Origin of the sequence: Pseudomonas sp. TH49 (genome assembly GCF_016650625.1) — a bacterium.
GTDB lineage: Bacteria > Pseudomonadota > Gammaproteobacteria > Pseudomonadales > Pseudomonadaceae > Aquipseudomonas > Aquipseudomonas fluorescens_H.
In genome coordinates, this window is record NZ_JAEKFL010000001.1 from 2,494,095 (window position 1) to 2,519,971 (window position 25,877).

A 25,877-nucleotide genomic window follows, 5' to 3' on the forward strand; every position below is an offset into this window, starting at 1 on the left:
TTTCTGTGTTTCCCGGGATTCCGTGAAGAACCCTTTTTTAAGATGTCTCGCTCCTCCGTCACCCGCATTAGCTCAGCACGTAGGCGGCGAAGCTCAGCACTCTGATCGTCCTCCTGAACCCGCTGCTCCTGGGGCTTGGTGTAGCGATTAATCCAGGGATAGGGGCTGTGCACGGACACGCCCAATCGCGCAGCTACCTCTGAAACAGGAAGCTGTTTTTCGGTCACTTGGTTGACCGCCTGGATTTTGAATTCTTCGGGATAACGCTGGTTGCTCATGGCACCTCCTAATGGGCCTCATTTTAAGGCTTGGAGGTGTCTACCAAACTAGGGGCGATTCATTAAGCCCGACGGGCTGAGTTTTCCAATGGAACAAATGCCCTTACCCGCCTGTCGATAGAGCCTGCTGAAAGTCTGTTGCAGACTGTCACAGGCGGGGTACGTTTCTGGCCCGCTGTCCAACATGCGGTACTTGAAAGCCAGCTCAAAGGCTTGCCCCTTGTGCGTCAGGACCAGCTTCGATGCTGGTCGCAACCCACGATACTCATCAGCCCCGGAAAGTCCCCAACGGCGCCTGAGGCGTACTGATAGCCAGTCTTCCAGGGCCGCGATGCACCTAGCATTCGTTAAGTAGACGTTTCTGGGACTGCATCCCTTGCAGACCTCAGCCCGAAGATACACCTCAGGCTTTATCGCACCGCTTGGATAGAGAACGTCGGCACATCCAGCAAGGCCAGTTCAGTGACGCGAATTCCAGTCGTGTGAGTCAGCCAAAGAAGCATCACGTCACGCTCAGGCAAACGGCCAGTAACGGATGCAATGCGAAACAGGTGTTTGAATTGTCCAGGGCGTAGCGAAGTGGCACGGCGGGGAGTCATTCGGGCTCTCTGTCAGGATAGGACGGGGATCGTGATCGAGCCTGAGAGAGTCGGCGGCAAGTCTCCAGCGAAGCCTACCACCAATGATTTAGCGATGTTCACAGAAAATACCACGGCCATAGGCTCAGGGCCTTCAACTGGTGCCGCTGTTACTACGCTGATTCCGAACAGCGGGGCCAGCAGGTGGATAGGGCTAATCATGTGAGTTACCCTAATCTATAGAGGTGATCGGGCGCATTTTCGCGCCCGCGAATTGGGCCAGCACCTCAAACTACACGGGGGCATTCGCCAAAGGTGAAGCCATGCGTCTCAATGAACAAGCGCTCGCCCCACGCCACTGCCACGGCACGGTCGATGCCATACAGGCCGTCAGCGAACTCAGAAAATCTGTCATGACTCACTGTCGGGCGTCCTTCATCATCCAGTTTGTTAAGGTGCGCGAAGCGCGCTTTATCGTCCTCCGCCTGGGCAAGACTGACGCCTTCGTCTTCATGGTGGTAGATCCCATTGAGGATCATGTAACGGGAAAAGAGTCGCTGGAATAACAAATAGTTATATGTATAACTAAATAAAATGTCTGAAATTTGTGGGCGTCTATACTACGACACTAAGCACTGCATGTTTTTGTTTGTTTTATTTCGCCCCCCCCGGGTGAGGCAGTGTGTTGGCGGCTTTGTGATGTATGCCTGAGACTCCGCGGGTATATTTTCATAATTTAGCCTTCCCCATAAAAATCAGACGAGAAAAAAAATGGAAGAGTATTTGATAGAAGATATTCAAAAAATTTTTGTGCGACTTAAAAACCACCTTGAGGAAAATTTAGAGGAAGTTGTCGATACCCTTGGAAATGTAGCTAGCGGTGAACTACCAATAATCGAGACGGTGAGCCCGGAAGAGGCGGAGAAATTTAGAAGGCTTTGCGAATGGCTTGTAGGAGGAATGGTAATTGACCTAAAGGCCTTGAGAAGACAGACAGTTCTCCTGATGAGTTATATTTTTTATGAAGATTTTCATTACCCCCAACAAGGAACGGGACGTTATGATATAGCGAATGATTCATTTGAAAAGCTAAAGTGGCTTTACCGTTATTCGCTTAATCAGCTTGAAGTTGCTGAGAAAGGGTCTGGGATAGAAGAGGTCTTTGCATCACAAAATTTGGGGGGGTTCGCTATAGAGACTCCGCCCGAGGCCAAATATATCACTGTTGCATGTGCTGGGGATTTGCTTGCAGTTGATGTTTTGAAACCGGAGAACACCGTTAGTTTGTTCGATGATATTGTTGATTTTTATAGTGACGCTGATATCGTTAGTGCTAATTTAGAGTCAACCGTTGATGAATCTAAGCCCATTGGGCGCTATCAGTTGTCGGGGCAGCCTGCTCAAATGAACACATCAGAAGCAATGTTTAATAAATTCTGCTCTGAAGCGAAGATAAATTTCTTCAGCACCGCAACCAATCATGCGATGGACTGGGGACCTGATGGCGTTCGTGCCACATTAGATGTACTCAAAAAATCTGGCGCACTCTACGCAGGCACTGCTGCAAGCCAAGCAGAGCAAGATGAAGTTGTTATTTTCCAAAAAGGTGATGCTCGTGTTGCTCTGTTGAGTTTTACTATGGACCTTAATGGCTATGCTATACCACCCGACCAACCGTACCTGGTGAATGAGGTAAGATTTAACGACGTTAACCCAGGCCCCGATTACGCGTTATTAAGGAGACAAGTTACGCAAGCAAGAGATAGAGGGGCCGATTGTATAATCGCTTATTGTCACTGGGGGTGGGAGTTTGAGATGTATCCACACGTCGACATTCGCCGTGCGGCGCGTGAAATTCTTTTAAGCGGCGTTGATGTTATCCTTGGTAATCATGCGCACGTTAGTCAGCCTGCGGAGGTGATAGATGGTAAGTTGGTCATCTACAGCTTCGGCGATTTCGTTAGCTATCATCCGGAAAGTCGCAACTCTAAGCTATCCTATATAGTGAAATTTGACGTATTTAGCTCTCAACCTTGGTCTAGATTCGTGCGCGGACTTAAAGTATTACCAATTTATATAGTTAATGAGGATCTGGGGGGCGGAAAATTCAATTGTCGTATTGTAAGATTCTATGACGTCCTAGAAAATCCGGACGCGTACGGACTAACTGATGAAGAAAAGAACCAACTTCCGCACCTGCGCGATAAAGTTTGGAAAGAAATTTTGTCCCCGCTTTCAAAGTTGATGGATGGCCCAGCTAACAATTAGTAAGCTCCAAGCTAGGCGGCACCAATTTAGCTTCACCTAAACGATGGGTGCCAGAAGTACGCAATGCACCTTTATTGACCCGGGGCTGGCCGTGCACCGGGTCATTTTTATTTCAGGCCGACTCCAATGAATAATGATAAGAAACATTGCAGTAATCTGCTCTGAGCAAAAGTTCCTGCGCTTCCGAGCTCTCAGCATTTCCTGCCCCACGAGTTATGGCTCAGCTAATTGAAGTGCTACGCGCAACTGTCACGAAGTGGCGTGCAGGCAACGGGGTTTGGGGAGCAATGGAACCAAATACCAACGTAAGCCTTACCACGTCCGCTCAGAACCCCATATCCAGGTGTCCGCCTCAGAAAAACAGTTGCGCATCTCGGGCTCTTGACTGATTTCGGTCAAGGGGGAGCAGCGGAACAGAAAGTGCACTCAAACTCGGATATCCATCCCAGAATTGATCGTCTATGGGATCGTGTTGATTTTCACTGTTTTTGCTTTAGCACTCTCCGACGTAACATTCAGAATGGTTTTTGAGACTTTTCCTACATCAATTCCTTTTCCGCTTTGTTAGCGTGCGTGCCTATTTATATTCTCGGGCCCGGTATGACGCCAACTGTCACGTTTTTTTGGTTGCCCTTCCTGCGCACCTAGGCCTGTCCTGCCTAGGCAAATAAGGAACAATGGATGTTCAACGCTTCCCCGAGCCTGATGACGACAGACCTCAAGCATGGTCTCCAAACCCTCATTTTCAGCCAAGCACGCCGTGACATCCATCCGCATATATCACCGCCTCAAATCCAATTGCATCCAGGCACTGAGCATCGCGGCTCAAATGGCCGGAGTTACACCCGGGCATTAGCGGTGAGCACCATATTACTTTGCTCTTCACTGATCCTATCGCCACGGAGGCCAGAACATGCTCAATGAGCTGCGCACTTTTTTCGACCACAGCCGGCATTCACTCAGTGTCCGTGATGTTGATGCGCGGCTCGATGTCCTCGCCTCCGAAGGCCAAGAGAGCTTGAGTCACCCCTTCAACTACCGTTTGGAATTCACCTGTACCGACGGAGACATCGGTGCTGAAAAAATGCTTGGCAAGAGCGCCAGTTTTAGCCTGCACGATGCGCCGCATAACTTGCCCTTTCTGGGCCTGAGTGCGTCCCAGGTGAAGCCGCTGCGCACGCTGCACGGCGTGGTCACCGGTTTTAAACGCTTGTCCGGCTCTGCTGACGAAGCCCGCTACGAAATCACTCTGGAACCGCACTTGGCCCTGCTGGTGCGGGGTAAACAGTTTCGTATCTATCAGCACCAATCGGTGCCGGAAATCGTCGAGAGCATTCTGCGCAGCCGCCACGACTTAGAAGGCCAGGATTTTCTCTTCAATGTAGTGCGTGAATACCCCAAACGCGAACAGGTCATGCAATACGGTGAGAGTGATCTGGCTTTTATCTCTCGCCTGCTGGCAGACGTCGGCATCTGGTACCGCTTCACCCGCGACGAACGCCTGAACATCGATGTGGTGGAGTTCCACGACGACCAGCGTCACTACCAGTTCGACGTCGAACTGGCGTACCGTCCGCAATCAGGGCTGAGCAGCAGCGGACAAGACGGGGGGTGGCAACTGCAAGCGAGCCACCAGGTGGTGGAGCAGCACGTCAACATCCGCGCCTACCATCACCGTGTTGCCAGCGCGCACCTGAACGGTGACTTCGACCAAACCCGTGGCGCCAGCGGTACCTATGGCGAGGCCTATCACTACGCCGAACCCTATACCGTCATGGGCGACCGCTACGCCCATGACGAAGACCTTCAAAGCGAAAGCGGCTTTTTCTATGCACGCTTGCGCCATGAGCGCTACCTCAATGGGCAGACTCAGCTTAGTGGCGTTAGCAGCAGTGCCACTATGGCACCTGGGCAGGTGCTCAAGATCAGTGGTGGTGCGCCGCAAGCCTTTGCACCGGGCGCGGTCATCACCCGACTGACCACCCGCGCTTCGCGTGATTGCAGTTTTGAGGTTAGTTTTGAAGCCATTCGAGCGCACAGATGCAACTTCGGCTTGGCCGTACGTGTACCTATAACCTAACGCCTATCTAGACTGAATATGCTAAGCAGGCCACTTAAGCTGCGTAGCCTACTTAGTAAACAGTTTGGGCGTTTGAGATCCGTGCGCGGTAACGCCCCTAGCCGACCGTATCATTGATGTGACCGGGAAGGGCCAGTTTGGCCCAGTGTTGAGTAGATGTAAGCCAAGGTCCTGGCCGGTGCGTACTTGAAAGCGGCCGCGTCGCCGAACGCACATACATGTGTGTGACTTGAGCGCCCAAAAGTTATTCCGGTCTCACCTTTGGCTATAGCCATAAATTTTTTTCAGAAGGCAGAACGCCGGATGCGCCCTAAGATGCCAGCGCAACTGTCCTCAGACAGTTACCCAATGATGAGCCTTGTGGCGACAGCCTCGGCCTTCCTTGAATAGCACGCCTAGGCGGAGAGCCTTATGAATAAAACAACAAAAGGCGCAGGGGATTTTCGCCCTCATGCCCTGGCACTGGCGGGTGCCCTTTTCGCACTACCGGCACAAGCCGCCAGCTTCAATATCGGGGAAATCGAGGGGCGCTTCGACTCGTCACTGTCCATCGGATCCAGTTGGGCCATGGATGACGCCGACGCGAAGTTCATCGGCAAAGCCAACGGCGGTCGCGCGTCCACCCGCACCAGTGACGACGGCCGGCTCAACTTCAAGCGAGGCGAGACGTTTTCGAAGATCTTCAAGGGCGTACATGACCTGCAGTTGAGCTACGGCGAGACCGGCGTCTTCCTACGCGGCAAGTACTGGTACGACTTCGAACTGAAAGATGAGCACCGTCCGCTGTATGACATTGATGACAGCGGACGCGACCGTGCGGCGAAGGGATCGGGATTCGAACTGCTGGATGCCTTCGTTTACCACAACTACTTGTTAGGCGATCTGCCCGGCAGTGTGCGTGTCGGCAAACAGGTGGTGAGTTGGGGCGAGAGCACCTTCATCGGCAACAGCATCAACGCGATCAACCCCGCCGACGCGGCCTCGCTGCGCCGTCCCGGTTCGGAGATCAAGGAAGGCCTGATCCCGGTGAACATGCTGTATGTCACCCAGGGCCTGACGGAAAACCTGTCGGTGGAAGCCTTCTACCAACTGGAATGGGAAAAGACCGTTCTCGATAACTGCGGCACCTTCTTCGGCGGCGATACCGCGCCCAAGGGCTGCGACTACGGTATGACAACAAACGGCAGCGACTTTGATCGCGATGGCCCCACGTATGGCTGGGTGCCCCGTGGCGCGGATCAGGACGCTCGCGACAGTGGCCAGTTCGGCGTGGCGCTGCGCTGGATGGTGCCGGAGCTCAACGATACCGAGTTCGGTTTCTATGCCCTGAACTATCACAGCCGCACACCGGAAAGCATGTGGACCACCAGCAATGCCACCGGCGTCGGTGCCATTCTTGGCGCGCCCGGACCTTCTACCGCCAGCTACTACCTGAAGTACCCGGAAGATATCCGTCTGTTCGGCATCAGCTTCGCCACCACCACCCCCGACGGCACCGCGCTGTCCGGTGAGATCAGCCACCGGCCAAACATGCCAATAGCACTCAACGGCACCGATGTTTCTACAGCCGCGAGCATCGGTCAGCTCTACACCGTGGGCAACATGAACGGCTTGGCCATCTTTGATACCGACTGGGCCGACAACCGCTATAGCAGCCTGGTACAAGGTTACAAGCGCATGCCTTTCACCCAGGCCCAGATCAGTGGTGTACACACATTCGATCAGGTGCTGGGGAGCGACCGCCTGACGCTGATCGGTGAAGTCGGCTACAGCCATATTGGCAACCTCGGTTCGACCGACGGCTCTGACCTGCGTTTCGGTCGCAGCAGCATCTACGGCATGGGTGCGCTGCCTGCTTCTGCCTCTGCCAGCCTTCCCGGCGTTGGCACGATACGCGGCGAAAGTTTGTGTAAGGTCGTGCTCAATTCCGCTAATCCCGACCAGTGTACCGACAAGGGTTTCTACACCCAGAACTCCTGGGGTTATCGGCTGCGCGCCGTGTTTGATTTCAACAATGCCATCGCCGGCATCAACCTCAAGCCCAACCTGGCGTTCGCTCATGACGTCGAGGGCTATGGCCCGACTTTCACCGAAGGTAACAAGTCGGTAAGCGTGGGTCTGGATGCCGATTACCTGTCCAAGTATACCGCGAGCCTGAGCTACACCGACTATTTCGGTGGCGACTTCAACACGAACACTGACCGCGATTTCCTCGCCTTAAGTGCCGGCATGAATTTCTGAGGGGTATGCACATGATGTTTTTCCTTTCCAAGACCCAACGCCTAAGTGCCGGCAGCCTGTACCTGGGCCTGCTGCTGACCCATCAGGCACTGGCGGCAGTCCCGCAAGAGCAGATCGCCCGACTGGACAAAGACCTGACGCCCATCGGTGCGGAGCGGGCCGGCAATGCCGACGGCAGTATTCCGGCATGGACCGGCGGCATTGGCCCGGAGGCCGGCCGGCGTGATGCCAGTGGCTTCCTCAGTGATCCCTTTGCTGCAGACAAACCGCTGTTCACCATCACCGCCGCCAACGTTGCGCAATACCAGGGCAAGCTGACCCCCGGCCAACTCGCCCTCTTCAAGCGCTATCCGGATACCTACCGCATCCCGGTCTATCCGACCCGGCGTACGGTCAGCCTGCCCCAGGATTTTCTCAACACCAGCCGCCTCAACGCCGCCAACACTCAACTGGCTGAAGGCGGTAACGGTTTGCAGAATTTCCGCAGCGGCGGACTGCCTTTTGCCATACCGCAGAACGGTATGGAAGTTATCTGGAACCACATCGGTCGCTACCGAGGCCTGGCCTTCGAGCGGATGGTCGTGCAGGCGTCGCCGCAAACCAATGGCAGCTTTACCCCGAGTCTGATCAAGCAGCAATTGGCCTACCCCGCTGGCCTGACTGACTACTCCCCACAGGAGATGGCCAACGTCCTCTACTTCTACCGCGAAGAGTTCCTCTCCCCCTCGCGCATGGCCGGTGGGGTGTTGCTGGTGCACGAGACCATCAATCAGGTCAGCGAACCGCGTATGGCCTGGCAGTACAACGCGGGTCAACGCCGTGTACGCCGCGCGCCGCAGATTGCTTACGACAGCCCGGGCGCCGAAGGCATGCGGACCATGGACGATTTCGACATGTTTAATGGTTCGCCCGATCGCTTCGATTGGGAGTTGGTCGGCAAGAAGGAAATGTACATCCCCTACAACAGCAACAAGATGGGCTCGCCCACGTTGAAGTACAGCGACATCATCCAGGCGGGTCACCTTAACCCCGAGCATGCACGCTACGAACTGCACCGGGTCTGGCATGTCAGGGGCACGCTCAAGGCAGGCCAGCGCCACATCTATTCGCGTCGGGATCTGTTCATCGATGAGGACAGCTGGCAAGCCGCCGAAGCGGATGCCTATGACGGCCGCGGACAGCTGTGGCGCGTCTCTGAAGGACACGGCATTTTCTTCTATGATCAGAAGATCCCGCAGTTCAGCGCCGAAACTCACTACGACGTTCTGTCCGGTCGCTACGCGGTGGGTGCGCTGTACAACGAACAACAAAATGCCTACCAGTTCGGCATGCCCTACAGCCGCAAGCAGTTCACCCCCAATGCCTTGCGCGCTGCGGGGATTCGTTGATCAACCCCCCCTTCGCGCTCCACCCTTTGCGGCGGTCTTTTGACCGCCGCTTTTTTACCTGGCCACTCTTCGACTACCCTCACCGAAATCACATTGCCACCACCCTGTGGGTTCTTTACTTTAGATTCCGTCTTTTACCTTGAGCAGGCGAGGCTTTTGCCATGAAGTTTCACCAACTGCGCGCCATCGTCGCCATCTGTGAAAGCGGCAGCATCCAGGAAGCTTCGCGCCAGCTGCATATTTCTCAACCCGCGCTTTCCAAGGCGATAAAGGAGCTTGAGGCCGAGCTCGGCGTGCCGCTGCTGGTGCGTTCCAACCGCGGCATCACGGTCACCGAGTACGGCGAACGCCTAGTGAAACGCGCGCGCATGGTGCTCGAAGAAGTACGCCGCGCACGCGAAGAGATCGACACGCTCAAAGGCGTGATGGATGGCAAGCTCGCGATCGGCGTGTCTTCGGTTACTCCCAGCCATCAGTTTGTGACCAGCCTCAACCGCTACCGAAAACGCTTCCCCAAGGTTCAGGTGCAGATCATTGAACTGCGGCCCTCCAAACTGCTGGAAGGACTGCGGGAAGGACAACTTGATCTGGTGCTGACGTCTCTGCCGGAAGCCCGCAGCTCGGATGGTTTTCACTGGATCGCGCTGTATGAACAAGCCACGGTACTGGCCGTCCGTAAAGATCACCCGATACGTCACGCCCGCTCACTGAGCGAACTGAAAGGCCAGGATTGGTTGCTGCAGGAGTCACTGGAGCAATCGAAGGTTGGCCAGATGCTCAATGAGTACGGCATCGCCTCACCGGAAAACATCATTGAATGCGCCTCGGTGGTGTTGTACGCAGAACTGGCAGCCAGCAGCGACGCGATCAGCTACTGGTCGATCCGCGTGCTGGAACTGGCCCAGAGCCTGCTGAATCTGGAGCGCCTGCAAATTGCCGAATCGCTGCCCTCGATGAATATCTCCCTGGGCTGTAGAGATCAGGAACTGATGACTCGTGAAGCTAAGGCGATGGCCAATGAACTGGTATACGCCTACACCAACCCGGATGTGTCCAACAGTAATGGACTGTTTAGCGGCTGATGCCGGCATCGGAGCCAGCACGCACTTTCTCGCCGACTAGGCGGCGCCAAGCCGCCTCACGCATGGATAACCAAAACCGATACACATGCGCAGAGGTGATTATTCATCGGTTGATGCCTGCGGCATGCTGCATGCCTACTACCGTGTTTACCTTTGCGAGGCTTGAGCCAATGCAGCCCCCTTCCAACAAACGTCGCACCCTGATCGTCCTGATGCTCATGGCGGTAATGGTCATCAGCGTACTGGACAAGACCATCTTCGCTTTCGCCGGCCCGCAGATCATCGATGAACTGAAGTTATCGCCGGAGCAGTTCGGCTTTATCGGCAGTGTCTTCTTTTTTCTCTACTCGGTTTCTGGCGTGCTGGTGGGCTTTCTCGCCAACCGCCTGCCAAGTCGCTGGATTCTTTCCAGCATGTCGATTGTCTGGATGGCCGCCCAGGTACTCACCGCCATAAGCACCAGTTTCTATGCTCTAGTCGCCGCCCGGATGGTGCTGGGTGCTGGCTGTGGCCCAGCCACAGCGGTGACTCAACACGCTTGTTTCAAGTGGTTCCTACCGCGCGAGCGAGTGCAGCCTGCCGCGTGGATTCAGGTGGCGATCATGATCGGGGCCATCGTGGGCGCACTGTCTCTGCCAATACTGATCCAGCATACGGGCTGGCGTGTGGGCTACCTTATCTTGGCGGGCATCGGCCTGATCTGGCTGGTCATCTGGCTATTGATTGGTCGCGAGGGCCTGCATGACGATTCGGTCGCCGAGGGCGGCGACGGAACGGCCCCTTATCGCGACTTACTGCTCAACCGCACGTTCATTTTCATTACATTGGCCGGATTCTGCACCTACCTGCCCACTGCCCTGATCTACAGCTGGGTACCGACTTACCTGCAGAAAGGCTTGCAGATGACGCCGATGCAATCCGGGTATGTGGTGATGGCTGCCACGGTCGGCGTGATCTTTCTCAACCTGGCAGTCTCCAGCCTGTCGCAACGTGCTCTCAAACGCGGAGCCAGCGTACGGATGGCAATGGCGATGCCTCCAGCAATGGCGTGCCTGATCGGCGGTGTAGCCTTGAGCCTGATGGGCCTCGTCGAGCAGGGTCTGTACAGCACCATGGCCTTGTACCTGGTGGGCGGCGTCGTGGTGAACCTGGTGCCAGCCTTTGCCAACTCCATCGTCGCTTACATTGCCCCGCCCAAGCAGCGTGGCAGCATGCTGGCCATCCACATCGGCCTGATGACCAGTGCCGGCATGCTCGCCCCGCACATGGTCGGCCAGGCCATTGGCTGGGAAGGTGGCGATCTGGTCAAAGGCTTCGAACTCAGCATAGGCCTGTTCGGTATCGCCCTGCTGATTGGCGGCTTGCTGGCTCTGCGCCTGATCGACCCCGAGCGCAGTCGCCAGGCGCTGACCTTGATCACCTCAAACGCTTCCTCGTCCAAACACGAACCGGCCGCAAGCGAGGCCTAATCAGCTCCTCACATTTTTCCGTCACCGGTGCAAGCAGCAAGCCTGCGCCTCGGGCGCGGCCATGCCCAAAAAATATGCGGGCACTTTTACGTCACAAGGACCGATATGGATCTTTCCAGTTTCTCGCAACACTACGCCGAAGCCCGGCAGAAATTCCTCGACGCCAGCGTCGCCGCCGGGCTTTCCATCGAATCCTGGGTCCACCCGCTGCCCGGTCGCGATGGAGAAGAGCTAGCTCTGGACGTTGCTCGCCTTGGCGCACCGGACGCCGCTAACCTGATGGTAATCAGCAGCGGCTGCCACGGCGCGGAAGGTTTCTGTGGCTCAGGCCTGCAGGTCGATCTGCTGCGGGATGCTTCCTGGGTCGAACGTTGCAAACGCGAAGACCTGGCCGTGCTGTTCCTGCACGCCCTCAACCCCCATGGTTTTTCCTGGCTGCGCCGAGTTAACGAGGACAATGTCGATCTGAACCGTAACTTCCTCGATTTCACCCAGCCACTGCCGGACAACCCGGACTATCGAGCCCTCGTCCACCTGCTGCTTCCCAAACGCCAGCCACCGACTTTGTCGAGCTCGCTCGGACTGATCGGCTACGCCCTACGCAACGGTCGAATAGCCCTGCAGAGTGGCATCTCCCGCGGCCAGCACAGCGATCCGCGCGGCTTGTTCTTTGCGGGCACGGCGCCCGTCTGGAGTAACCTCACCTTGCGCCGGATCCTCCTACAGCATGCACAACACTGCCAGCGTATCGGCTGGATCGACGTGCACACGGGCCTTGGCCCAACCGGCGTGGGCGAATACATCTACAAGGGTCGCCAGGAACCGGAAGACATCGCCCGTGGGAGAAGTTGGTGGGGTGAGAAGATGACTAACAGCGCCGAGGGCAATTCGGTATCGGCCCAGCTCAACGGCACAATCGACCTAATGGTATTGGAGACCTGCCCGCAGGCCCAGTACAACGGACTTACCCTGGAGTATGGCACCCTTTCGGGTATAAAAGTGCTCAACGCTTTACGGGCCGATCACTGGCTGCACTGCAATCCTCAGGCACCCGACGCTCAGTCCCAACGCATCAAAAAACAACTACGTGATGCGTTTTATGTGGATACCGATACCTGGAAGCGTGCAGTACTGCAACAGGGCCGCAAGGTGTTGGATCTGACTGTTTTCAACCTCACCAGGCCCTCACTTTAAATAGAGCGCAATAACGTAAAAATGGCCGTTCAGGGCGCTCTGAATCCGTACGCCGCCTCCAGGGTGTGGCGCTGATTGCTCACCGGCCGCAGACCTAGTAATACAGTGAAAAGGGTGTTCAGAATGGATAGATATCTGATTGAAAGTTTAAGAGAAATTCTGCACAAGCTTGAGCAGCATCTTGATGACCATAGGGATGAGGTCGCGACCACACTGCAACGTGTGGCGAGGGGCGAATTGAAAATGCCCGAGACGATCAGTCCCAAGGAGGCTGAATACGCTAGGGCGCTGTTCGGTCAGATTGCACAGGTGGGCCCGCACAACATCTGCGCGACGCTTCAGTCTATGCTGGACGAGCCCGCCACGTTGGAGGGCGCTTTTGCTTTCGATAGAATTCTTCTTGAGCTTGAGATTGCGATAAAGCTGCCTACTCTTGGTGAATTTGTAGATAAACGCCTCCAGGCCAAGCTCGCGGTTCTCCTGCTGAGTTACCTTTTCTATGAAGAGTTCCATTACCCTCAGCCAGAGACCGGCATGTATGACATCTCAGGGAGTAGCTTCCAAAAGCTCAAGTGGCTCTACCGTTACTGGTTCAATCAGCTCGAAGTAGCCGAAAAAGGTACGGGACTGGAAGCGTTCTTCGCGTCGCAGTTTCTTGATTTCTACATACAGAGCGAATCTTCGTCAGACCTCGAATATCCCGTCCCTGAGGCCGTCATCTCTGTCTCGTGTGCGGGAGATTTACTAGCGGTCGACGTCCTGACACCACAAAACACGCCACACCTGTTCGACGAGATCACTGACTTCTATAGCACCGCTGACATCGTTAGCGCCAACCTGGAGTCAACCGTCGACAAGAACAGGCCCGTGGGGCGAACTCAGAGACAGGGTCAACCGGCTCAAATGAATACCTCTGAGGCGATGTTCCAGAAGTTTCGCGACGAGGCGAAAATCAATTACTTCAGCACCGCGACCAACCACGCGATGGACTGGGGCGAACAAGGCGTGCTCGCCACACTCGAGGTTCTCAAGAAATCGGGCGCCTATCACTCAGGCACTGCCGCGAGCCAGGCCGAGCAGGATGATGTGGTGGTTGTCGAGAAGGACGGCATCAAGGTCGCCCTGCTGTCCTACACCTTTGATCTCAATGGGTACAAGGTACCGCCCGACAAGCCTTACCTCGCCAATGAGGTGCGATTCAACGATGTCGAGCCACCACCCGATTATTCATTGATAAAGAAGCAGATTGCGGCGGCGAAAGCCAAAGGCGCGGAGTGGATCATTGCCTACTGCCACTGGGGATGGGAGTTCGAAATGTACCCTCACGTCAACATCGTTGAAGCCGCGCGCAAGGTGATTGAATGCGGCGTAGACACCATCCTTGGCAATCACGCGCACGTCAGTCAGCCTGCAGAACTCATTCCACGCCCAGGCCAGCAGGATGCGTTGGTCATTTACGCATTCGGCGACTTCGTTAGCTACCATCCGGACAGCCGCAACTCAAAACTGGCCTACGCCATAAAATTCAACATCGGGAAGCTACGCGGATCTGTCCGGCTGTTTGGCCTTGAGGCGTTGCCTATCTACATTGTGAACGAGCAACGTGATGATGGTGGCTTCAACTGCCGTATCGTCAAGTTTTTCGATGTTCTGGAGAGCCCGGATAGGTATGGCCTGACTGACTTGGAGAAGCGTCAACTTCCACACTTACATGACAAAGTGTGGAAAGACATTCTGTCGCCGATTTCAAGCATGCCGAAGTGACATTAGAAAGCTTCGAGCCGTCCTCCGCCTTACTGGTTGAGGACGTCAGTCGGTGTGTTTCGCACACAAACGATTGCACCAGTTTACGGTGGCCCTATAGAGGGGGGCCTACAGAATTCGGAAAAAAAGCATACGCTATGGTTTTCCGACCTGTCGTAGCGGCCTGAACTTCCCATCTTCCAGCTTGCGGCTCTGCCGCCAGACGTAATCGCCGGTCAGGTTGACGTGCTCCCAGCCCAACGGTGATAGGTATTGAAACAGGTCGGTGTTCACCGGCTTTCCGGCGTCAGCCAACCCTTGGGTGGCTCGCTCCAGGTAAACCGTGTTCCACAGCACAATGGCGGCGGTCATCAGGTTCAGGCCGCTGGCTCGGTAGCGCTGCTGCTCGAAGCTCCGATCCCTGATTTCACCGAGGCGGTTGAAAAACACCGCCCTGGCCAGGGCATTGCGCGCTTCGCCCTTGTTCAGGCCAGCATGCACACGACGGCGCAGCTCGACGCTTTGCAGCCAGTCCAGGATAAACAACGTGCGCTCGATCCGGCCCAGCTCCCGCAGGGCGGTGGCAAGGTCATTTGAGTGCGAGCCCACGTGTTTCAAACGCGCGCCGCTACAACTACAGGCTTTCTGGGTCGAACCGAGAAGACATAGTACTTCCTCATTGATAGGGTTTCGGTCAGCGTAGTGCATCGGCAGATGGGGGGCTTCCGCCGTGTCCAGTAGAGCTCTTAGGTCATTCACTGCCTCATGGTCAGCTCCAGCGAGTAGCGCGACTCGGCTCTCAGGTAGGTCTTGGGGGCAAATGCTGCGTGCAGATGTCACCCCAGTTATTGACCTGGCAAAACGGTTTTCACCCCGATTCGTAAATGACCGTGACACGGTCCGACGACGAATGCAGAGGAACTACTGCACCGGATCACTCACCGGCTTGGCAATGATCGCCTTGAGTTCGCTGGTCATCGGGAACTCAAGGTTCAACCCTTTCGGCGGGATCGGCTGTTCAAACCAGCGCTGGTAAATACCGTTGATTTTCCCAGAGCTGAACAGGTCGCCCAACGCACCGTTGACCAGGGCCAGGAACTGCGGATCGTCCTTACGCACCATGCAGCTGTAGATTTCCCGCGATTGCTCCTCCCCGACTACGACCCATTTATGCGGGTCGCGAGCCTTTGCCCGTTCGCCATACAGCAACGCATCGTCCATGTAGAACGCCACGGCGCGACCCGATTGCAGCATCTGGAAAGCTTCGCCGTGGTCCTTGGCGCTGATCACGAACATACCGAACTTATGATCGGCGTTGTAGCTTTTCAGAAAGCGTTCGTTGGTGGTGCCGGCAGTGGTCACTACGTTCTTACCGCCCAGGTCGGAGAAACTCTTGATCCCGCTGTCCCTGGCGGTCAGCAACTGCCCTTTGACGTAAATGAAACCGTATGAGAACGCCACCTGTTTCTGCCGCTCAGCGGTCACGGCTGTGGAGCCGCATTCCAGATCCACGGTGCCGTTCTGCACCAGCGGAATGCGCGTTTGCGAAGTCACCAGGTTGTACCGGACCCTGAGATCCGATAACGCCAGTTGCTGCTGGATACGGTCGACGATCTTTCCCGCCAAATCCACCGAATAGCCCATGGGTTTGCCGGTTTGATCACCCACGTAGGAAAACGGCACCGATGCATCGCGATAGCCCAGGGTGATGGTCTTGGTATTGGCGATTTTGCTCAGGGTGCCGGTCAACGGTGTTTCGTCAGCCTGGGCCAGGCCCCCAAGCAACAGCCCTAGGGAGCAGCCGAGCAACGTGATTTTTTGCATTGTTATTCTCCGTTGTGGGTGTTGGTCATTTCATGAACGTGCGGCGATGACTGTAATTTCCACGAGTAGCTGCGGGCGGGCCAGTTCAGCCTGCACCGTGGTACGACTCGGCGCCTGCCCCGGCGATAGCCAGGCCGACCACACCTCGTTCATCGCGGCGAAATCCTCGGTGATGTTTTTCAAATAGATGGTCGCGCTGAGCAGATGGTCCTTGTCGCTCCCAGTCTCGGCCAGCAAGGCGTCGATTTTCGCGAGCACTTCTCGGGTCTGGCCCTCAACGTTAGTGGAGTGGCCCGGCACCTGGCCGGAAAGAAACACCAGATCACCATAGATCACGGCGCCAGACAGGCGCGGGTTGCTGTGAAATCGGGTAAGGGTCATTGCAGGGTTTTCTCCTACGAGCAGAATTCAGGCGGTCCGGTGATTGAAACCGTGCAGGTCGATAGAAGCCTGCCGCTGGCCGATCAGTTCGCTGAGCAAGCGCCCGCTGCCGCAGGCCAGGGTAAAACCGAGCGCGCCATGGCCGACGTTCAGCCAAAGGTTGCGGTATGCCGTAGCACCCAGCAACGGCACGCCAGTGGGAGTGGCCGGCCGCATTCCGGCCCATGCCACGGCAGCCTGGTAATTGCCAGCGTCGGGTAAGGTTTCACGGGCCTGGCGCTTGATCAGCGCCAGGCGTTTGGGGTCCACGGCGGAGTCGAAGCCAACGATGTCGACCATCGCTGCCACCCGTAACTGTTCACCAATGCGGGCGTAGACAATCTTGCGGTCGTAATCGGTGATACTCACGTCCGGTGCGGAATGGGCAGGGCCAATCGGCACGGTCAGGCTATAGCCTTTGAGTGGATAAAGCGGAAGTTGCAGGCCAGGCAACGCTAGCAACGGGCTGCGATGGCCTGCGGCAATCACAAGTTGATCGACTACCAGCACGTTTTCGCCTAACTCGATGGCACTGACATTGCTATTGGCTTGGCGAATCCCGGTCACCGTTTGCCCCAGGCGGAACTCACAGTTGCCGGATGCCTTCAGCCGCGCAGCCAGTTGCTGACAGAACGCGTGGCAATCGCCGACTTCTTCGTCTGGGGTATAAATACCGCCGACAAAGGGTACATCCGCCATCGCCGGTTCCAACCTTTTACATTCGGCGGCTGCCAACACGTGCTGATGCCTGGAATCGGTCAAACCAAGTCGCGCGCGCTTAAAGCTACTGCCTTGGCGGAACGTCACCAATTTGCCGTTGCGGCGCCATTGAAAGGCCTCCAGCCCGTCGTCCTCGCGCCAGGTCTGTAGCGTTTCCTGGCTGAACAAACTCAGGCGCAACAAGTGCGCGGCGTTCTCGCGGTTGACCGAGCGGCGGCAGGCGCCGAGAAATGCCGCCATCCAGCGCCACTGTGCCAGGTCCAGCCTCGGGCGCAGCTTTAACGGTGAATCGCCGCGCAAAATCCAGCCGATCGCCTGCACTGGTACGCCGGCATCCGCCAGTGGTGCGACGTAACGATAGGAAAGCTGGCCGCCGTTGGCGAAACTAGTTTCGCGACCCACTGAGTCCCGGGCCTCGATCAAGGTTACCTCGAAGCCGTCACGCACCAAAGCATAAGCTGTTGTCAGGCCAATCACGCCGCCACCGATGATGCATACACGCTGAGCCATGTCCGTCCTTAAAACCGCAGTGAAAACTAGGCCAAGGTTAGAGCCAGGTGACAGGGGACGAACAATGAATAAAGATGTCAGACCTATAAGCAAAGGTTATGGGCTTGCAATGCGCTTTCGTCATATTGAGATTTTCCAGGCTATCCGCCAGACCGGTTCGATCAGCGCGGCCGCGCAGTTGCTTCACGTCTCGCAGCCGGCAGTGACCAAGGTGCTGCAGCATGCTGAGCAGCAACTGGGATTCCCGTTGTTTTTGCGCGTACGGGGCAAGTTGCAGGCGACGCCTGAAGCACTGGCGCTGGAACGCGAAGTCGACAAGGTCAGCGAAAGCCTGCAAGGGGTGCGCCGCCTGGCCCAAAGTCTACGTCGCGAACCGAGCCACAGCCTGCGGATCGGCGCCACTCCGGCGCTGGCCCTGTCATTGCTGCCGCCTGCGATTCACGAGTGGGCCGGGCTTTACCCCGACATTGCCTGTGAGCTGTCCAGCGGCCACAGCCGCGAGCTGGTGCAGAAACTGCTGATGCGCGAAGTGGATGTTGCCCTGACCCTGCAGCAGCCGGATCATCCTGGATTGAACGCTCAGACGTTGGCTTCGGGAGTGCTAGTGGCGTTGGCTCCGAAGGGGCATTGGCTGGTTGAAGAAATCGGCCAACCGCTGCCGCTGATGGACCTGGCCGATTCGCCCCTGATTGGTTTGTCTAGCGCCGACCCGCTGGCCGCCCGACTCGACAGCTACCTCGAAGCGGTCGATCCACCGCCCAAGGTGCGCATCACCGTGCAGACTTATTCACTGGCTAGGATGATGGTGGAATCTGGTGCTGGACTAGCGGTGATCGATCCGTTCACTGCGCTCGGTGCGTCCCCTGCCACAACGAGCATTCGCCCCCTGACACCACCGTTGCCCATCACCCTATACGCGGTGACCCGCGCCACCGAACCGCTGCCCCACACGTTGAATGACCTGCTGCGGATGTTCAGCCGCCGGGCGCAGGAACAGTTGGATCGTCTGCTTCCGATTCTGCCTCTGACCGACGACGAACCTCGTAGAGGTAAATAAAATTTTGCGAGATCTCAGCTGAGCCGTTCGGGAATGGCTAACTAGAGCAGACGAAGCCAAAGCCCGTTCACATCCGACCGCACGCCTGCGAATACGCGCGCCCCCAGAATGGGCTATGCGACGCGACCTAAAAAGTCAGAGCTACACCACCAAACTCGATCTACTTTGGCAAATGCACTGCCGTTAGCTGTAAACAGCAAAAAATATTGACACCTGCTACCCCGAATTACCTAGGCTAAACGCTGCTGAACTGAAGTCACATACGAATTTATCATGACAACATTTTGCTAAGTGCTTGAATATTAGGTCTTTCTATCACAACATAAAATGACACTGGTCTCTCATAGCGACCAAGTGACTACTTCCCCCAATCCAATCGCGTATGCATGGTGATGGTTCTACCTAGCTGCTATCGAACCTCAGCTACCTGAATCAGCATTTCTTCGACCAGACGTCTGAATCGCCCTGAATCTGATCAACAAGCTGTACGGTATCGAGCGCGATTTAAAAGAAGTCGGCGATGAGCATCGCCACGAAAGCCGACAGCAAAACATCCTGCCGGTGTTGGCGCAGTTACACACAAGGCTGGAGAAAACCCGGCCACAAGTGACGGCGCAGAATGCACTGGGCAAAGCCATCAGCTACCTGGCCAGCAACTTGATCAAGTTGGTGCGCTACACCGAAGCCGGTTACTTGCCGATTGACAACAATGCGGCCGAGCGTGCGATCCGGCCCTTCGTGATCGGGCGCAAGAATTGCCTGTTCAGCGACACGCCCAAAGGCGCGATGGCGAGCGCTCAACTTTACAGTTTGGTCGAGACGGCTAAAGCCAACGGCCAAGAGCCCTATGCATGGCTGCGCCACGCACTGGAACGTCTGTCGCAAGCCACGAGCGTAGAAGACTTCGAGGCCTTGCTGCCGTGGAACTGCACGCCGAAAATTCCAAGATAGCCGTAGATCCCCACCTTTAAAATGTGGGGTTCATGGAGCGCTTACGAAATTCCGGCCTCGTTGAGCCTCGGTGATTATGAAAGCTGACGACTTTAAGATTTATCTTTCAGGGCTGAGTGAGTTTTCAACTCTTCGTCAGTGAATGCGGAGATCATGGCTCTGTATACCCGCTCCACGACATCAGGTGAGGCACCGGAGTCGTTTGCAATTCCGCGCACTTTGCTGATGACCTCTTCAACCCGCGCTGGAGCGCGCACATCATCAGTGGTTTTCTTGAAAGCCGCCGCCTGGATGACGAAGTTGCCGCGCTTGGCGAGGAGTGCAACCACATCGCGGTCGATGCGGTCTATTTGCTGACGAACTTTTTCGATTGATGAGCAATGTACTTCCATATAAATATCTCCTTTTAGGTAACATTAATGCGTCAGTTTTTCTCATAGGATATTAAAGAGGAGCACTTTATAAGTCCACCGCAGGAACCGATCAATCTCGGATCCGGCTTTCGCCGTTGGTTCCTTCACCGTCAGTCAGCGCGCAACATGGTGGGCTCTTTCAGGCTACCTACTGAACTGAACCAGCGGTCGATCCAGCATCGCCTGGGTTATGCCACGCATATCTGCATTGGCCTGCCAAGTGAGGAAGCGCGCAAGAAGTTGCTGGTTAATAAACTTTAGACGCTGATTAGCTTCTGTCAGCTTTTCGATGCGTTCATTCGCTCGGTGGATGTCTTTAACCCAGCCTTGCTTCTCAGTTGGTAACTTGAGCGCTGCCTTGCGATCTTTCATTGCTATGCCTATTTCTGGCAGTTTCATCAGCGACTGGCGAGCTCTATTGATATTTAGTTTGGTTTTGCACGCCTCTACCAGAAGAGGCCAGGTCAATTTTGGTTCAGACCATTCTTCAATGAGCTTGACGATCTGCACTTGGTCTTTCTTGGTTAAATGTCCCACATCTATCCCTCAATCACGTTTAGCATCGCGGCCAGTTCGCCCAAAGAGGGAGGCGTGTCTTGTTTCGACGCTACAATTGTTTTTGCTTCTATAAGTCCCGCCATCGCGGCAGCATTTTTGGTCAAATTCCAGCCGTTATCAACATTCCACACAATGTCGCCGTATTGGAGCTCCGGACTCTCTAAGACGTTGATCAGTGCATCGCATTTGAGCAGATCAAGCGCTGTTTTCTTTCTCCAGTCAGATGCACCGAAGGTGTTGCTAGCTTCGGCAGCCACCGCTTTTTCAAAGCGCTGCTTAAGGTAGCTCCTCTCTTCCTTCAGATTGGTCAGCTTTACATTGTCACCCTTCACACAGCCCAGGCTTCCGCAAGTCAAACAGGCACCCATTTTGGGGCAAGGTTCACTTTCAAATGAGTGGACACAAAGACCGAGGTGAGTTTTATGAATAATTCGATCTTGATCACCATCACCAAGATCAAGAATCTCACTGAGATTCAAAGGTTCATTCGTACTGATCTTGTCCAAGCACTTCGCCGCATTACTCTGCTTGGTTTTAGGGTGAACGGCCGCAACCGCTTGGCGACGCTCTTCAAGAGTTACATGGTTGTAGACCGATCCTCGGGTCGTGCGTCCTGAAAAAGCATCAATCAGCAGTTGTGAAAGACCTGCCCGATGCATTTCCGTATTCAGTTCGTGACGAAAGGCGTGTGTGTTCACCCTAAGGTCTCCGTAACCGTGGCGCTGGAAGATACTTTGTGAATGCGAAGCGCCTCCTAGTTGTGCAGTCATTCGCGTATGGCCGACAGCTATCTCAACGCCAAAATCACGTTGCATTGCAAAATTATTCTTTGTTTCATCAGGAAGAGTGCCCGTACGCACCGTGAATAATGCATCGCGATACTTAACGCGTTTTTTTCCGTTTTCGGAAGAAGTGGTGTAGGGAAAGTACTTAGGCAGGTATTTTTCGCGCACAAGGACATTGAGCTTTCGTAAGGTGATTACCGTTTTATCGTTAAACTGATAGGAATTCAGTTTTCCGTTCACATAAATACGCTGTCCGGTGCTGGTATCCCATCCATGCCGAATTTCTTCCAGTACCGTTAGGGCGTCAGGACTTAATGCGGTACGTTTCGCTAGCGAGTCGATCCATTTAGTTACAAAAAACCTTCGAGCTTGTTGTTCCCCATAAACCTTGGTTTTGAGCGCTGCACAGGCTTCCTCATACGACAGTGGATCATCTGGACCTTTCGAGGGCATACCGTCATGCGGGGGGAATTCGTCGGGGTGATCTTCTAGCCATGCTGCGTAGCTACGAGCCTCTTCGGTAATTGGCGTCAGTAGCTCAATCATACGTTCCACTGATGACTCCATGCCCATCACAACGGGCTTAGTCGTCGCACCAAAACCTTTCTCGGCATACCATCTCAGGAACATGCGATCACCGCCCTGAGCATCGTGTTTGAATACAATGCAGTCACGCTCAACGTCAGCTAACTCACCGACGCGACTGGGCTGACTGAGTAAAAGGACGCACGCTGAGAGCGTTACAAGGTCTAGTGGACTGGTCAATTCGTTATTAAATAACTCGCCCAGGGCTCGAATGGACTCACGGCTCGGCAGTCTTTTTTGATTGATTTTTTGCTGTTCTTTTAGTGTTCCCGAGTTTTTGTATCGCAGCGGCGAAGTCCATCGAAATGGCTTTGCGAGTAATCCTTTATTCCTCATCAGCACGACTATCTGTTCGAGGAATTTACTCCGTCTATACGCACTATCCCCATCAGGATATTCGGCCTTTAGGTGTTCACAAGCTATGTTACAGATAGCGGCCGAAACTCTTGTCGGATCGCTCGTACCAGTCACATCGAATAGTGCTACTTCAAGGATCCTCGCGCCGGAGAGGATGTCTTTGGCCGATTTTTTTGCTCGAAATACGCTGTGGTGCACGATCAGTGCCTTGGCGAAATTCATGAATGGTACCTGCATGAATTTTCTGCTTTTTGCATTTGAGTTTCTCGGTGACCCATGTGCAGTGAAGGCGCAGCTGTTAATGCCCAAATTGTGCCATGAGTTCATATCCCATCGAATCCCCGCAAGAACCCGTTGATTAGGGACACCCTTGGGCAAAGTGGATTGCGCCCAAGCGATAAAGGCATCCAACTGCGCGGTGGCTTTGACGTTGCTAAGGGGCTTAAAGTCGGTTATCTGAATCATGCATCGCCTCCGCGCGCCGTACGTGATTCTCGCAGCGTTTTGCAATCAAGAATTACCATGCGGCATGCCAGAATTGCACGATCCCATAGCACGCCCGTGATTTTATCATTGCTAATGGTTTGCGCGCGGCGGCGTTCAAGCCGTTCAAGTGCGGCACTGTGGTCAGCTTCTAAAAGCGGCTGAAATTTGCTGCACCCGTAACAAGTAAAGGGAGCATCTAGATAGCAGGTTTGATCAGCACCGCAGACAGCCAGATCCTCAATCTGACGGTCCACACGACCTCCGTTTTTGGCAGAAGCACGATCAGTCACGATCAAGCCTGTAAACGCTCCCACAACCAGCGCGAGATGATCACTCATCTTCTCGTCAATTCGGCTCATTAACTCAGCTGAAACCGCTCTGTATTTACGGACGGTGCGTGTACCTGAATGCATCAGCGCGCTCGCAATTGACCACTCATCTAGCCCCGCGTTGGAGAGGTCTGTACCAAGCGTATGCCTGAAGCGATGGCCTTTAGAGATTTTCAGAGGCTGATGAGTACGCAAGGATATGGGGAATCCAGCCATACCCTCCATTTGTAACAACCAAACTCTTATCATCCCGCCGGAAATATGAAATTTCGCCTGCGGGCTCTGCTCCAATGCTTCTAGGTCCGGTAAATCAACTAAGACAGGAACTAATTTATTCTCCCTTCTCTGATGATCTAGTTTGCGGCGAAAGAGTGGGACGTGCCCAATCGCTTTAGGCCAGTTGGCGCGATGAGGATATTCTCGCTCAAGTTGAGCTAGAACAATCGATTTGTAGGCCTGCACTGTGTTGTAAAGATCTTCATCTAAGTTGAAGGTTTCGTACGCTACTCTCCATCCTGCGTCATCGTTTTTCTGCTTTGCCCAGAATATTCGTAAAACGTAGCCTCGCTTGGTTTTTAAAAAGTCATCAAAGACCATCATGCGCAGTTGCGAACCACGTTGTCCGTAGATCATCGCCAGGCGCAAGTAGAGATAGCGCTCAGCATCTAAGTTGCCGTGACAGAATTGTTCATGTGCCCACTGATGCAGGGCGTCCTGCTCCACTTGCGTGAATGGTCCCTGTTCTGGGTCTAAGCGCAAGATGACATCGTTTTGCGGCCGCTTCTTTCTAGGTAGTGAGTTATAAGCTTCAATCAAGGCTTTCGACGGTCGTTGTTCAAGTGATTCGCACGCTTGCCAAAATCCCATGAATCCGGCCAGCGCAGAAAACTCTCCCATGTTAAAACGCTCGCGCAAATCGATCAGGTGCTCATCAGCGAGAGGGTCTAGCCCCGCTTGCGCAGCTCTCGACAGAATTGAAGCTATTAGACCAATGGTTCCCTGTGAAACCTCGGCCATTCGATAGGCCAAGGCAGCATGCAACCACCGGTGCCAATCGAGTGGAACGCAACGGATTGCGGCTTGCCAATTGATCGCACTGCGGGATGACCTGTCAGGCCACCACATAGGTTCGGAAGGCGTGAAAAGCGTGCCACATTTTGCAAGGCGAGGTGTATTCAACCATGCTTCGATAGAGTCCGTCGTGGGTACTTCCAGTGCTGCAACTGTGAGGTTCACTCTGCGTACCCTCTGCGGACTTCAGCTTCAACACTCACTCGGATAGCCTTGAATTTATCCGAGCGTGTTTTTATCGCCTTATTGGCTTCTTCCTTCCAGAATTTCGCTCCATACAGGCTCGGCATGTTGGATTCAGGACTCCATCCAAAAGCGTAAGTGAGGATTTTTTGAGCCTTTGTAGTGCGATCTTCAGGGGTGAGCATATCCAGGTCCTCTCGCATGCTATCGAGGAGCGTGAATACTGCATCGTGGCGCAGCACATGCGGGTGAACATGTGATAGCTCGGGTGTGGCCTTGACAACCCGAGGCAGGATGCAATCAAGGGCTTTAACGCTCAGCGGGCTGCCATCGTTGCGTCGATGCGACACCAGCAGAAATGGATGATTCTTTGCTTCAGACGGCCCCTTTTTGCAGACACGGTAGATGTCGATATATGTCTTGAGTGCGAAGATTAGGTCGTCACCCATTTCCAGCACGCGCTCGTGGGTTTTGAATTGCGGAGCCAAGGTGCGCGGGTCGATTTTCTCACTCTCAATATTCACGACAGAGAGTTCCCGACTGTGCCACCGAATATCGCCGATCTTGATAAGCAGCATTTCTGATCGGCGCAGTCCCATATCAAGACCCAGGAGCAAAATGATGTAATTGCGCAGCTTCAATGATTCATTTGCAAAAGGGTTTTCGGCACTCTCAGGATGCATAATCTCCAATAAGCGATTTCGCTCCTGACTGGTCAGCCCTTTCATGTCATCATTTCTGACTTTCTTCCATGAGGGCTTGGCAGCCTTTATCTTGCGATTGATACGCCGCTCGACTTCATCAAGAGCTGCATCTCGCGTCGCCTCGTCGCCTAGCTTGTCGTACAGAAATTTGAGGTAGTCGCGCACGGTTTCAAGTCGCTGCTGCGCATGAATTTTACCTACTGTTTTGTAGGCTGCAGGAGGCAGATGTAGCCCCCTATACTTTTTGTCCAGAGTGGATTTGCACAACGCCGCGTCCGCGACAAAACGTGAGATCTCGGTGTCAGTTAAGTAACGGGACGTCGGTCGTTCCTCCAGGCGAGCGATCAGGTTAATCGACTCATGCTTCAGATAGTCCTCAACCACCCCTATGTGCTCCAAATACTTTTGCTGCGTATTTAAAGCACGGCCCGACTGCTCTAACGTCACATAAAGATTTGGGTAGTAGACGGGCATGTGCTCTTGCGCCAACAGCTTTCTTCTCGCGCCATTGACTCTTATCTCGACTATCCGATGGCCCATGATCCGCCTCCGAAACTTAACTTTTTCAAGTATAGTAACGAATCGAATTTAGCTCAGATTGAA

18 protein-coding genes and 5 pseudogenes are annotated in these 25,877 nt (G+C 54.6%); 12 read left to right on the plus strand and 11 right to left on the minus strand.

Annotation, left to right across the window (positions count from 1 at the left end; all coding sequences use genetic code 11):
• Positions 1-29 precede the first annotated feature (29 nt).
• Both JFU48_RS11365 and JFU48_RS29925 read right to left on the minus strand, forming a co-directional pair.
• Positions 30-278 (minus strand): annotated as a pseudogene (locus JFU48_RS11365) (transposase); the annotation flags it as partial.
• A 105-nt stretch (positions 279-383) separates the two neighbouring features.
• A pseudogene (locus tag JFU48_RS29925) lies at positions 384-877 on the minus strand (site-specific integrase); the annotation flags it as partial.
• 302 nt (positions 878-1,179) lie between these two features.
• On the opposite strand from JFU48_RS29925, the gene JFU48_RS11370 reads away from it, so the two are divergent.
• The 9 genes and pseudogenes from JFU48_RS11370 (at position 1,180) to JFU48_RS11410 (ending at position 14,342) form a co-directional block, all read left to right on the plus strand.
• Positions 1,180-1,422: a hypothetical protein gene (locus JFU48_RS11370; protein ID WP_201136533.1), complete on the plus strand. Its 243-nt coding sequence runs from the start codon at positions 1,180-1,182 to the stop codon at positions 1,420-1,422.
• A gap of 205 nt (positions 1,423-1,627) precedes the next feature.
• On the plus strand, positions 1,628-3,124 hold the full coding sequence (locus JFU48_RS11375) for a CapA family protein (RefSeq protein WP_201136534.1): 1,497 nt from the start codon (positions 1,628-1,630) through the stop codon (positions 3,122-3,124).
• 913 nt (positions 3,125-4,037) lie between these two features.
• Positions 4,038-5,153 (plus strand): annotated as a pseudogene (locus JFU48_RS11380) (type VI secretion system Vgr family protein); the annotation flags it as partial.
• A 462-nt stretch (positions 5,154-5,615) separates the two neighbouring features.
• Positions 5,616-7,445: a DUF1302 domain-containing protein gene (locus tag JFU48_RS11385; protein ID WP_201136535.1), complete on the plus strand. Its 1,830-nt coding sequence runs from the start codon at positions 5,616-5,618 to the stop codon at positions 7,443-7,445.
• A gap of 11 nt (positions 7,446-7,456) precedes the next feature.
• Complete coding sequence (locus JFU48_RS11390; RefSeq protein WP_242486631.1) at positions 7,457-8,833, plus strand: DUF1329 domain-containing protein; 1,377 nt, start codon at positions 7,457-7,459, stop codon at positions 8,831-8,833.
• Positions 8,834-8,994: 161 nt separating this feature from the next.
• Complete coding sequence (locus JFU48_RS11395; protein WP_201136536.1) at positions 8,995-9,915, plus strand: LysR family transcriptional regulator; 921 nt, start codon at positions 8,995-8,997, stop codon at positions 9,913-9,915.
• Between the two features lie 170 nt (positions 9,916-10,085).
• The gene (locus tag JFU48_RS11400; protein ID WP_201136537.1) at positions 10,086-11,384 is read left to right on the plus strand and encodes an MFS transporter; all 1,299 of its coding nucleotides are present in this window, start codon (positions 10,086-10,088) and stop codon (positions 11,382-11,384) included.
• Positions 11,385-11,489: 105 nt separating this feature from the next.
• Positions 11,490-12,578, plus strand: coding sequence for a M14 family metallopeptidase (locus tag JFU48_RS11405; protein WP_201136538.1), 1,089 nt, complete (start codon positions 11,490-11,492; stop codon positions 12,576-12,578).
• Between the two features lie 123 nt (positions 12,579-12,701).
• Positions 12,702-14,342 (plus strand): CapA family protein, encoded by a 1,641-nt coding sequence (locus JFU48_RS11410; protein ID WP_201136539.1) that lies wholly within the window; start codon positions 12,702-12,704, stop codon positions 14,340-14,342.
• Between the two features lie 135 nt (positions 14,343-14,477).
• On the opposite strand, the pseudogene JFU48_RS11415 reads toward JFU48_RS11410, so the two are convergent.
• The 4 genes and pseudogenes from JFU48_RS11415 to JFU48_RS11430 form a co-directional block, all read right to left on the minus strand.
• Positions 14,478-14,915: pseudogene (locus tag JFU48_RS11415) on the minus strand (Tn3 family transposase); the annotation flags it as partial.
• A gap of 327 nt (positions 14,916-15,242) precedes the next feature.
• Complete coding sequence (locus JFU48_RS11420) at positions 15,243-16,145, minus strand: transporter substrate-binding domain-containing protein (RefSeq protein ID WP_201136540.1); 903 nt, start codon at positions 16,143-16,145, stop codon at positions 15,243-15,245.
• A 30-nt stretch (positions 16,146-16,175) separates the two neighbouring features.
• Entirely contained in the window at positions 16,176-16,526 is a 351-nt protein-coding gene (locus JFU48_RS11425) for a RidA family protein (protein WP_201136541.1), read from the minus strand.
• A gap of 27 nt (positions 16,527-16,553) precedes the next feature.
• Complete coding sequence (locus JFU48_RS11430) at positions 16,554-17,795, minus strand: D-amino acid dehydrogenase (protein ID WP_201136542.1); 1,242 nt, start codon at positions 17,793-17,795, stop codon at positions 16,554-16,556.
• A 109-nt stretch (positions 17,796-17,904) separates the two neighbouring features.
• Here JFU48_RS11430 and JFU48_RS11435 point away from each other — a divergent pair, with 109 nt between their 5' ends.
• The 3 genes and pseudogenes from JFU48_RS11435 to JFU48_RS11445 form a co-directional block, all read left to right on the plus strand.
• On the plus strand, positions 17,905-18,852 hold the full coding sequence (locus tag JFU48_RS11435; RefSeq protein ID WP_201136543.1) for a LysR family transcriptional regulator: 948 nt from the start codon (positions 17,905-17,907) through the stop codon (positions 18,850-18,852).
• Between the two features lie 91 nt (positions 18,853-18,943).
• A complete protein-coding gene (locus tag JFU48_RS11440; RefSeq protein ID WP_342216040.1) occupies positions 18,944-19,039 on the plus strand; it encodes a DUF4113 domain-containing protein in 96 nt (31 codons plus the stop codon).
• 272 nt (positions 19,040-19,311) lie between these two features.
• Positions 19,312-19,803: pseudogene (locus tag JFU48_RS11445) on the plus strand (IS66 family transposase); the annotation flags it as partial.
• Between the two features lie 92 nt (positions 19,804-19,895).
• On the opposite strand, the gene JFU48_RS11450 reads toward JFU48_RS11445, so the two are convergent.
• The 5 genes from JFU48_RS11450 to JFU48_RS11470 all read right to left on the minus strand — a co-directional run bounded on the left by JFU48_RS11450 (position 19,896) and on the right by JFU48_RS11470 (position 25,814).
• Positions 19,896-20,195 carry a chorismate mutase gene (locus JFU48_RS11450; RefSeq protein WP_201136544.1) on the minus strand — a complete coding sequence of 100 codons (300 nt, stop codon included), beginning with the start codon at positions 20,193-20,195 and terminating at the stop codon, positions 19,896-19,898.
• A 165-nt stretch (positions 20,196-20,360) separates the two neighbouring features.
• Positions 20,361-20,753: a hypothetical protein gene (locus JFU48_RS11455; RefSeq protein WP_201136545.1), complete on the minus strand. Its 393-nt coding sequence runs from the start codon at positions 20,751-20,753 to the stop codon at positions 20,361-20,363.
• Positions 20,754-20,755: 2 nt separating this feature from the next.
• Positions 20,756-22,966: a hypothetical protein gene (locus JFU48_RS11460; RefSeq protein ID WP_201136546.1), complete on the minus strand. Its 2,211-nt coding sequence runs from the start codon at positions 22,964-22,966 to the stop codon at positions 20,756-20,758.
• Entirely contained in the window at positions 22,963-24,552 is a 1,590-nt protein-coding gene (locus JFU48_RS11465) for a site-specific integrase (RefSeq protein WP_201136547.1), read from the minus strand. Before JFU48_RS11465 ends, JFU48_RS11460 begins: the two co-directional genes overlap by 4 nt.
• Complete coding sequence (locus JFU48_RS11470; protein ID WP_201136548.1) at positions 24,549-25,814, minus strand: site-specific integrase; 1,266 nt, start codon at positions 25,812-25,814, stop codon at positions 24,549-24,551. The genes JFU48_RS11465 and JFU48_RS11470 overlap by 4 nt, the downstream gene beginning before the upstream one ends.
• Between the last annotated feature and the right edge of the window lie 63 nt (positions 25,815-25,877).